1 protein-coding gene is annotated in these 557 nt (G+C 53.1%); it reads right to left on the reverse strand.

Translation table 11 applies throughout. The features are described 5' to 3' along the window. Positions 1–521 (reverse strand): type IV secretion system DNA-binding domain-containing protein (locus tag ABD169_RS16110; RefSeq protein WP_344033624.1); only part of this gene is annotated, 521 nt, incomplete at its 3' end. Between the last annotated feature and the right edge of the window lie 36 nt (positions 522–557).

Here is a 557-nt window from a genome sequence, read left to right on the forward strand (position 1 = left end):
GGTAGCTCATCACAGAAAAACCACACACGACGGTTACGGTTTTCTCCCATTGCCAGCAGACCACGAATGGCAATGGACAGCCACATGGAGATCACCGGCTTCAGGGAGGCATGGGTGTCGGCATTCGACGAGATAAACAGCCAGCCGTTTTTCTGATCTTCCCGGACACCCCGCATCCAGTCACGGATGGTAAAAGACTCACCGTTATGCTCAATCCCCTGCAGGTAACGGATGGCTTTCACGTAGTTGGTCAGCACAGCACGGATGGAAATCGCCGTTTTCTCAATTTTCTCTTCCACCAGGTTGGCCGCCGGTGAATTACGCAGGAAGGTACGCAGTTTTTCGATTTTGATGGAAAGCAGTGTGTCCACCAGTTTGCTGTAGCTGCGGTTGGGGTCATTACGCATCAGGTACGCCGCTTCCGCAAAAATGGTACGTCCTGAACCCTGCCAGAACGGGTCCTCTTTTGTGCCCATCGGGATCAGGGTATTTGCCGTATTATCAAAATCCGGCTGTGTCAGACACTCCTTCCATAAATCCCAGGCGGCACAGCGGGC

Source organism: Leucobacter iarius (assembly GCF_039530105.1).
GTDB lineage: Bacteria > Actinomycetota > Actinomycetes > Actinomycetales > Microbacteriaceae > Leucobacter > Leucobacter iarius.